The organism is Prosthecobacter sp., assembly GCF_020439865.1.
Taxonomy (GTDB): Bacteria; Verrucomicrobiota; Verrucomicrobiia; order Verrucomicrobiales; family Verrucomicrobiaceae; genus Prosthecobacter.
Genome location: NZ_JAGRPF010000026.1, coordinates 1 through 8,937 on the forward strand (window position 1 = coordinate 1; position 8,937 = coordinate 8,937).

An 8,937-nucleotide genomic window follows, 5' to 3' on the forward strand; every position below is an offset into this window, starting at 1 on the left:
GAAGATTTGGACAAGGCCGTGAAGGCATTTGTCGACGTAAAGCAGGTTCTGGGTGTCTAACTCAGCGAGCCATGAACGCCGACCTCATCGCCAAAGCCATCTCGCTGGCTGCACGTCTGCAGCGTCGTGCGACCGAGTTGCAGACGCCTGCGGAGAAGCGGCAGCAAGCGGAACTGGATCGCATGCTGCAAACGCCTTCGGACAAGGCGACGCTAGTTCAGCTCACCGACCAGGCCTTTCGCGCCAAAGCGACTTCGCGCGTGGTGGATCAGTTCACGCACATCCTCGATGTGCAGGGTGTGCCGCGCTTTTTCAGTCCGCTCGATCGCGCGATGCTGCGCGGCTTCCAAACGTTTGGCGGCTGGCTGCCCGGCGTGTCGGTGCCGATGGTGAAGGAGCACATGCGCCAGGAGACGGCAAACGTCATCCTGCCCGCCGAGCACGATCTGCTGGCCGAACACCTGCAAAAACGCCGCGAGCAAGGCGTGCGCATGAATGTGAACTTCCTCGGTGAGGCGATTCTGAGCGAGGCTGAGGCGGAGCGACGGCTGGAGCTTTATCTCGAAGCCTTGCAACTTCCGGAGACCGAGGTCTTCTCGGTAAAAATATCCACGCTCTACTCGCAGATGTCGCCCATCGCCCGCGAGCACACGATCACGACCTTGTGCGATCGTCTGGAGCGGCTCTACCGCAGCGCGGCGCGCTCCACCTTCACGCGCCACGACGGCACACGCGTGCCGAAGTTCATCTACCTCGACATGGAGGAGTATCGCGATCTCAGCCTCACCTGCGAGGTCTTCATGCGCACGCTGGAGCGTCGCGGATTGGAAAAGGTGAGCGCGGGCATCGTGCTGCAGGCTTACATTCCAGATTCACATCGCTGGCAGCGCAAGTTGCTCGACTGGGCACGGAGGCGAGTGGCCGCCGGTGGCGCTGAAATCACCATGCGCATCGTCAAAGGTGCGAACATGGAGATGGAGCGCGTCGAGGCGTCGGTCAAAGGCTGGCCGCAGGCACCTTTCGACTCCAAGATCGACACCGACGCCAACTACAAGCGCATGCTTCACACCGGCATGGAGCCGGAGAACATCAAGGCCGCGCGTCTCGGCATCGCTTCGCACAATCTGTTTGATGTCGCATATGCGCTCGTGCTCACGCAGGAACATCAGACACTGAATCGAGTACAGTTCGAAATGCTGGAGGGCATGGCGAATCACCAGCGCCGTGCGTTGTTCGAAGAAGCGCCAAACCTGCTGCTTTACTCGCCCGTTTGTCACAAAGAGCACTTCCTGAGCGCCATCGGCTATCTGATCCGTCGTCTCGATGAAAACACCGGTCCGGACAACTTTCTGCGTCACACTTTCAAACTCGTTCCCGGAAGCGCTGACTGGAAGGAACTCGAAAAAGCTTTCATCGCATCGTTTGAGCGCCTTCAAACGCTGAGCGATGTGCCACGACGCACGCAGGATCGTCGCCACGAGCCGGTCACACGCCCCTTAGTGCCAAGCTGGACGCAGTTTCACAACGAACCCGACACCGACTGGTCGCTGCCGCATCACGCGAAGTGGGCGAAGAGCATTCTCGATTCGTGGAGGGACCGAATCACCGATCTGCCGCTCGTCATTGGCGGCGAGGAACTCCGCGATGAGTGCGTCACACGCGATTGCCTCGATCCATCACGGCCCGGCGTCGTGGTCGGCCGCTATCGTCAGGCGGGTCCGGATGACATCTCACGCGCCGTCGAATGTGCGGCACGCGACGATGACGGCTGGCGTAAAATGACGCCCCAGGCCCGCCAGGCAGTCATGCGCCAGGTCGCGGAAGAGCTGCGTCGAGCGCGTGCTGATCTCATGGGCGCGGCTTTGGCGAACACGGGAAAAACTTTGGCCGAATCCGACCCCGAAGTGAGTGAGGCGGTCGATTTCGTCGAGTTTTACGCAGACACGGCGAGATCGTTCTTCGAACTGCCGAACGTCACGGCCAACGGCAAAGGCGTGGTGGTTGTTGTTTCGCCGTGGAATTTTCCCATCGCGATTCCCTGCGGTGGCATTGCAGCTGCACTCGCGGCAGGCAACACGGTCATTTTGAAACCCGCATCGGATGCGGTGCTTCCGGCATGGGAAATGTGCCAGTGCTTCTGGCGCGGCGGCGTGTCAAAGAAGGCACTGCAATTCGTTCCGTGCTCCGGCGGCAAGGAAGGTGCGCAACTTGTGCAACATCCGCTGGTGAATGCGGTGATCCTCACCGGCGGCACCGAAACCGCGCTCACCATGCTGCGAGCAAAGCCGGATCTGCCGCTCAGCGCCGAGACGGGCGGAAAGAACGCCACGATCGTCACCGCAATGGCCGATCGTGATCTCGCGATCAAAAACGTGCTGCATTCCGCGTTCGGCCATGCGGGCCAGAAATGCTCCGCCACCTCGCTGCTGCTGCTGGAGGCCGAGGTTTACGATGATCCTGAGTTCAAGCGCGCACTCGTCGAGGCTGCGGAAAGCCTGCATGTCGGTTCCGCGTGGGATTTGAAGACGAAGATCGGCCCGGTGATCCGTCCGCCGTCCTGCGATCTTGAAAACGCCCTGCTCACGCTCGAATCCGGAGAATCGTGGGCGCTCATGCCGCATCGCCTTGATGGCAACGACTGCCTGTGGTCGCCGGGCATCAAGTGGGGCGTGCAGCCGGGCGGCTACACGCATCTCACGGAGTTTTTCGGTCCGGTGCTCGGCGTGATGCGCTTTGAAAAGCTGCACGAGGCCATCGCACTCGTGAATCAAACCGGCTACGGACTCACCAGCGCCATCGAGAGTCTCGATGACCGTGAGCAGTCCGAATGGAAGGCCTGCATCCGTGCCGGAAATCTTTACATCAATCGTGGCACTACGGGCGCGATCGTATTGCGTCAGCCCTTCGGCGGCATGGGTATGAGTGCTTTTGGTCCCGGCCTTAAAGCCGGCGGACCGAACTATGTGGCGCAGTTCATGCATTTCCACGAGACGCCCGTCACCAACGTGGCCGCACCGTCGCCCGGGTCGCCCATGGCGGCCTTGCTCACGGCGTTGAAGGGGCACGACACACTCAATCTCGACGAGAACACACGATTGGTGGCGGCGCTGGCGTCTTATGAGCGAGCTTGGGCAGATGAGTTCGAGCGGGAGCACGACCACTTCCATCTCATCGGCCAGGACAATGTGCGCCGCTATTTCCCGGTTCGTGAGCTGCGCATCCGGGTGCATCCTGATGACACGACCTTTGATCTCCACGCCCGCGTTGCTGCAGCCCGAGCCGCTGGATGCCGCATCACTATCAGCATGATGCATGGATTTGAGTCAAAGGCGCTTCGGCGACTGTACGAAGCGACGGAGGACTGGGCCGGGACCATCGAATTCATCGAGGAAGGCGACGAAGAACTCGCGATGGCGATTTCAGAGCGTGAAACCGACCGTGTGCGCTATGCCGCTCACGATCGCGTGCCTGAATTCGTGCGTCGTGCCGCTGCGGAGGCCCAGGTCTTCATCGCCGATGCACCTGTGATCGCGGAAGGACGTGTGGAACTGCTCTGGTATGTGCAGGAGCAGAGTGTGAGCTTCGACTACCACCGTTACGGCAATCTGGGGGCGCGCTCGAGTGAGGAACGTGCGCCATTGGTTGCGCCTGAGGCAAACGCAGGCTGATTCCGACCATGGACACGCTCTCCGCCACACTGCTGCTGCTGACGATCATGGACCCGCTGGGTAATGTGGCCACGTTTGTGTCCGGATTGCGTGCGGTGCCGCCGGAACGGCGTCTGCGTGTGATTGCCCGAGAACTGGTCGTCGCGCTGGTGATTCTGATCGTGTTCCTGTTCGCGGGTCCGTGGTTGCTGGGACTGCTGCACTTGAAGCAGGAGGCGCTGTTCATCAGCGGCGGCATCGTGCTGTTCTTGATCGCGCTGAAGATGATTTTCCCGCCTTCGCGTCACGAAGCGGATGAGCCGGTGATGGAACCGTTCATCGTACCGCTGGCCACGCCGATGATCGCGGGGCCGTCCGTGCTTGCCACGCTGCTGGTTCTGGTGAGCACCCATCCGGAGCAACTGTCGCGCTGGTTTGCGGCTTTGCTCATCGCGTGGGGAATCACCGCCGCCGTGTTGCTGTCCGCACCGGCTATTTCACGGATATTGAAGGAAAAGGGATCGATGGCGGTAGAGCGACTGATGGGCATGCTGCTCGTCATGGTGGCCGTGCAGATGTTTCTGAACGGCATCGAGCACTATCTGAAACACTGACTGATATGCGCTGGATCATCTTTTTCCTGCTTTCGATCACGGGAACCCATGCCGCTGAGCAAATTGCCATTTATAGCGGAGACGTACATTTGAATTCACGCAACGGGCTGGTGACGTCGTGGGGCAATCTAACGCGGATCCACGGGGCGCCTCGGGTCTGGAAGGTGAAAACGCCCGGAGGCGTGAAGGAGGTGGTGCGTTTCGACGGGAACTCGGCGGTGTGGCAGGCGGTGAATGCCTGGGGGCGCATCGATGGTCCGCGCACCATCGTGATGCTTGCGAGAGTTCGTGGCGAGGGCGTCTTGTGCGATGGATCAACACGGTCGGGCGCGGATGCGATTCGCGTGAAGGCTGATGGCTCGAAGTGGGAGGTATTGAAGTTTACTCGGCCGAACGGGACGCTCGGCGGATTCATCGTGGGCGCGGATGTGGCGACACAAAACGGCTTGAAGGTCGATGTGGCGGAGATTCGAGTGTTTCGATCCGTCTTGAGTGAAAACGAACTCGCCGATGTGGAATCGAGTTTGCGGCAGAGGTGGGGCGAACCCGTCGATCTGCCTGACTCGGAGCAGATTCAGCCTTGGCAGCCTTTCGCGGGACTCACGACGAAGATGCTGCGCAAAAACGGTGACGACGGCGTGCACACGTATCGCATTCCTGGCCTAGCGACGTCGAAGAAGGGCACGCTGCTGGCGGTGTTTGACCTGCGGCACGACAATGCGGGCGATCTGCCGGGGAACATCGATGTGGGGCTGACGCGGAGCACCGACGATGGCGAGACGTGGAGCGCGACGCAGCGTGTGGTCGACTACGATGGCAGCGGCGTGGGTGATCCGTGCATTCTGGTGGATCGTGAGACGGGACGCATCTTTGTCGCGGCGCTTTGGTCGAAGGGAAAGCGCGCTTGGTTTGGCAGCGGGCCGGGCATGACACCGGAGGAGACGGGGCAGTTTGTGATTGCGCACAGTGATGACGATGGCGTGACGTGGTCGAAGCCGGTGAGCATCACTTCACAAATCAAAAAGCCGGAGTGGCGGCTATGTTTTGACGGACCGGGGTGCGGGATCCAGCTCCGCGACGGCACGCTGGTGATTCCAGCACAGTTTCGCGATGCGGATGGCACGCCGCACTCGTGTTTCATTGCGAGCAAGGATCATGGAGACACGTGGACGATGTCGCCCCCCTGTGACGGGCCGACGAGCGAGGCGCAGATCGTCGAAACGAAAGGCGGCATGCTCATTTCGATGCGCGATGAGTCGCGAAGCGGGCAGCGAAAGTGGCAGCGGTGGAACGGAACGAAGTGGAGCGAGCCGTGGTTGCGGCTGCCTGATCCCGTCTGTCAGGCGAGCTTGGTCCGGCATTCGAGTGGCACGCTGCTTTTCAGCAACCCGGCGGACAGCAAGAGCCGCGTGCGAATGACCGTGCGCGAGAGCCGTGACGACGGCGAGACGTGGAGTGAGGGACGTGTGATTGATCCGCGTGGCAGCATGTATTCCTGCATGAGCGTGATGCAGGACGGTCGGATCGCGATGGTTTATGAAGGTGCGGGCGGCTTGCACTTCGCGGCGTTTGCCACGGAGCAGGCAAACCTCGCGGCCTTGTCAGAAGGCCGCTTTGAGACCACCGGGAAGTTTGGCTGGTGGCCGGCGCGGCATGCGGAGAAGGTCGCGGAGCCGAAGAAGGGCGTGGAGGTGGTGTTTCTCGGCGATTCGATCACGCAGAACTGGGAGAAGGCGGGTGCCAAGGTGTGGAAGGAGCACTTCGAGCCGATGAAGGCGGCGAACTACGGCTTTGGAGGCGATTCGACGCAGCATGTGCTGTGGCGCATCGACCACGGTGAACTAGACGGGCTGCAGCCAAAGGTGATCGTGCTGCACATCGGCACGAACAACGCGAGACACGGTGACTTCGCACCGGCGCAGATCGCAGAAGGCATCGGTGCGGTGGTGCAGCGGCTGAAGACGAGGTTCCCGAAGGCGAAGCTGCTCCTGCACGCCATTTTTCCGCGTGGTGCCGATGCGAAGGATGAGATGCGGGTGAAGTGCGCTGCGGTAAATGCATTGCTGCCGAAGCTGGCGGATGAACGCGTAACCGTCATCGACATCGGCGCGGCGCTTTTGCAGCCGGACGGCACGCTGACACGGGACCTCGCGCCGGACCTGCTGCACCTGAGCGAGAAGGGCTATGACATCTGGGCCCGGGAACTTCTGCCTCATTTGAAATGATCATGCCCGCCTGGATTGAATACTTCGCCGTCGCTGTGTGCGCCATTACCGCCGTCCTCGCGGCGGAAGGGAAGGGCATGGACCTGTTTGGCGTGCTGGTGCTGGCGCTCGTCACGGCGGTGGGCGGCGGGACGATCCGTGACCTTTGTCTCGGCGTGCGGCCCCTTTTTTGGATCGCAGAGCCGATGCACGTGTGGACCGCCTTGGTCGCGGCAGCAGCGACTTTTGTCCTCGTCCGCTTCACTCATCTGCCGCACAGGGCGCTCGCGGTGGCCGATGCGTTTGGGCTGGCCTTGTTTGGAATCGCCGGGACCGAAAAGGCGCTGGTGTTCGGATCGCCCGGCATCGTGGCAATCCTGCTCGGCGTCGTAACGGGCGTGGCGGGCGGCATTCTGCGCGATGTGCTGCGCAGCGAGATTCCCTGGGTGTTCAAACCGGATGTGAATCTCTATGCGACGGCGGTTTTTGTGGGTGCACTCGTCTTTGTGCTGTTGCGTGAATGGCTGCCGCCTTCGGAAACACATCGCTACATCGGCATGGCGGTCATTCTGTTGATCCGACTGGCCGCGATGCGCTGGAAGCTGCGGCTGCCGACGTTTCGGAGTCGAATTCAGACTAATTCGCGTTAGCGTTGCCAATGGGCCACAAAGTTCAGTTTGCCGGTGTTCTCCTCAAATTGGAGGGTGATTGGCGCGACATCACGGACACACTTCCCGCTGGAACACCGCCGACTCTCGCGCTCGAAGATGGCATTGGAGCGTTGCAATTCACCGTTGGGCACTATCAATCTGGAGAGACTCCAGGCATCGGACTGAAAGCCTTAGAACGACTGCTCTATCACTTCGAAGATGCACAGAACCTTGAGCGCGAGACTGAAGCCAGTGCATTTCGGACAGGGCTCTGTTTCGGTATTTCGTGTGAATACAATCCTCCAACCGGGTTCATTCGTGTGTGGTATGTGACTGACGGAAAAAACATCGCCTTCGTCACCTACACTTCTGAGGATGATCGGAGCCAGGCTTTTGCGATCGAACTTAAGCAGGCGTCTTCCATCGCCACGTCGGTGGAGTTTGACTAACTGAGGCAACAACGAGCGGAATTGAGCCGTTCATCGATCATGAACCGCCGCCACTTCATCACCACGACAGCCACCACCGCTCTTTCCGCGCCGTTTGTGAAGGCGCAGAGCAAGACTTCGCTGAACGGCGCCATCATCGGCCATGGTGAACATCGCTATCGGGTCGATTTGGAGTGGTGCCAGGCGAAGCGTGAGGTGCATCCGGTGAAGGACTGCCATGAGATGGTCATGGATGCGCAGAAGCGTCTGATCCTGATCACGAACGAGGCGAAGAACAACATCCTGATCTTCGACAAGGACGGCAAGGTGCTGGATGCCTGGACGCTGAAACTGCGTGGTGGTCACGGACTCAGTCTCGATGCGCGTGATGGCAAGGAGACGCTGCTGCTGTGCGATCCAAGCGGAGGGCGCGTGGTGAAAACCACGTTGTCCGGCGAAGTCCTGCTGGAACTGCCGCATGCGAAGGACTGCGGAGCCTACGACGCCGTCACGAAGTATGCGCCGACGGAGGCTGTGGCGGCACCGAACGGCGACATTTATGTGGCAGATGGCTACGGGTCACAGTTCATCCTGCATTTCGACGCTCAGGGGAAATTCATCCGCAAATTCGGCGGCGTGAGTACGCAGGCGATGAACGCGGGCAAGTTCATGCAGGCGCATGGCGTGACGATCGACACACGCGAGCCGGAGCCGCTGGTGCTGTGCACGGAGCGCATCCGCAATGAGTTTCACTGGTACAAGCTCGATGGCACCTACTCGCATTCGGTGTATCTGCCCGGCGCGTTCATGAGCCGGCCGGTCATCGCGGGCGATCTGCTGCTCTCCGGTGTGTGCTTTGGCATGAAACCGAATGATTTCCGCATGTGGCGCGAGCGCGGGTTCATCATCATTCTGGACAAGAACAACCGCGTCATCTCCGCGCCCGGCGGCCAGCAGCCGAAGTATGACGGCGATCAGGTCGGCCTCCTGCTGCAGGACCAGCCGGTCTTCCGGAACGTGCATGACGTGTGCGTCGATGACGCGGGCGACCTCTATGGCTGCCAGTGGAACGCGGACCATGTCTATCCGTACAAGCTGCACCGTGTGTGAGAGAGGCCTGCGAGGCGGGGCGTAGAACTGCGAGCGCATGCATCGAGCCCCTCCAGCCGTCTCCTCCAACCGCCGCGAATGGTTGCGCGTCGGAGGTTTGGGTTGTTTGGGGCTCTCCCTGCCTTCGTTGCTCAAAGCGAAGCCGATGAACGGCCGGGAAGGCTCGTTCGGAAGGGCGAAGAGCTGCATCATTCTCTTTCTCAGCGGCGGACCGCCCCAGCATGAGACGTTTGACCCGAAGCCGGATGCGCCGCTGGAGATTCGCGGTGATTTTAAATCGATCC

6 protein-coding genes and 1 pseudogene are annotated in these 8,937 nt (G+C 60.7%); all 7 read left to right on the forward strand.

Going from position 1 to position 8,937, the window contains the following annotated elements; all coding sequences use genetic code 11:
- Nucleotides 1-71: 71 nt before the first annotated feature.
- Entirely contained in the window at nt 72-3,668 is a 3,597-nt protein-coding gene (locus KDL09_RS02210) for a proline dehydrogenase family protein (protein ID WP_294380878.1), read from the forward strand.
- A gap of 8 nt (nt 3,669-3,676) precedes the next feature.
- Nucleotides 3,677-4,261 (forward strand): MarC family protein, encoded by a 585-nt coding sequence (locus tag KDL09_RS02215; RefSeq protein WP_294380879.1) that lies wholly within the window; start codon nt 3,677-3,679, stop codon nt 4,259-4,261.
- A 5-nt stretch (nt 4,262-4,266) separates the two neighbouring features.
- Nucleotides 4,267-6,486 (forward strand): exo-alpha-sialidase, encoded by a 2,220-nt coding sequence (locus tag KDL09_RS02220; protein ID WP_294380880.1) that lies wholly within the window; start codon nt 4,267-4,269, stop codon nt 6,484-6,486.
- Nucleotides 6,487-6,488: 2 nt separating this feature from the next.
- Complete coding sequence (locus KDL09_RS02225; RefSeq protein ID WP_294380881.1) at nt 6,489-7,115, forward strand: trimeric intracellular cation channel family protein; 627 nt, start codon at nt 6,489-6,491, stop codon at nt 7,113-7,115.
- Between the two features lie 8 nt (nt 7,116-7,123).
- A complete protein-coding gene (locus KDL09_RS02230; protein ID WP_294380883.1) occupies nt 7,124-7,564 on the forward strand; it encodes a hypothetical protein in 441 nt (146 codons plus the stop codon).
- A 39-nt stretch (nt 7,565-7,603) separates the two neighbouring features.
- Entirely contained in the window at nt 7,604-8,653 is a 1,050-nt protein-coding gene (locus KDL09_RS02235; protein WP_294380885.1) for a hypothetical protein, read from the forward strand.
- A 37-nt stretch (nt 8,654-8,690) separates the two neighbouring features.
- A pseudogene (locus KDL09_RS02240) lies at nt 8,691-8,937 on the forward strand (DUF1501 domain-containing protein); the annotation flags it as partial.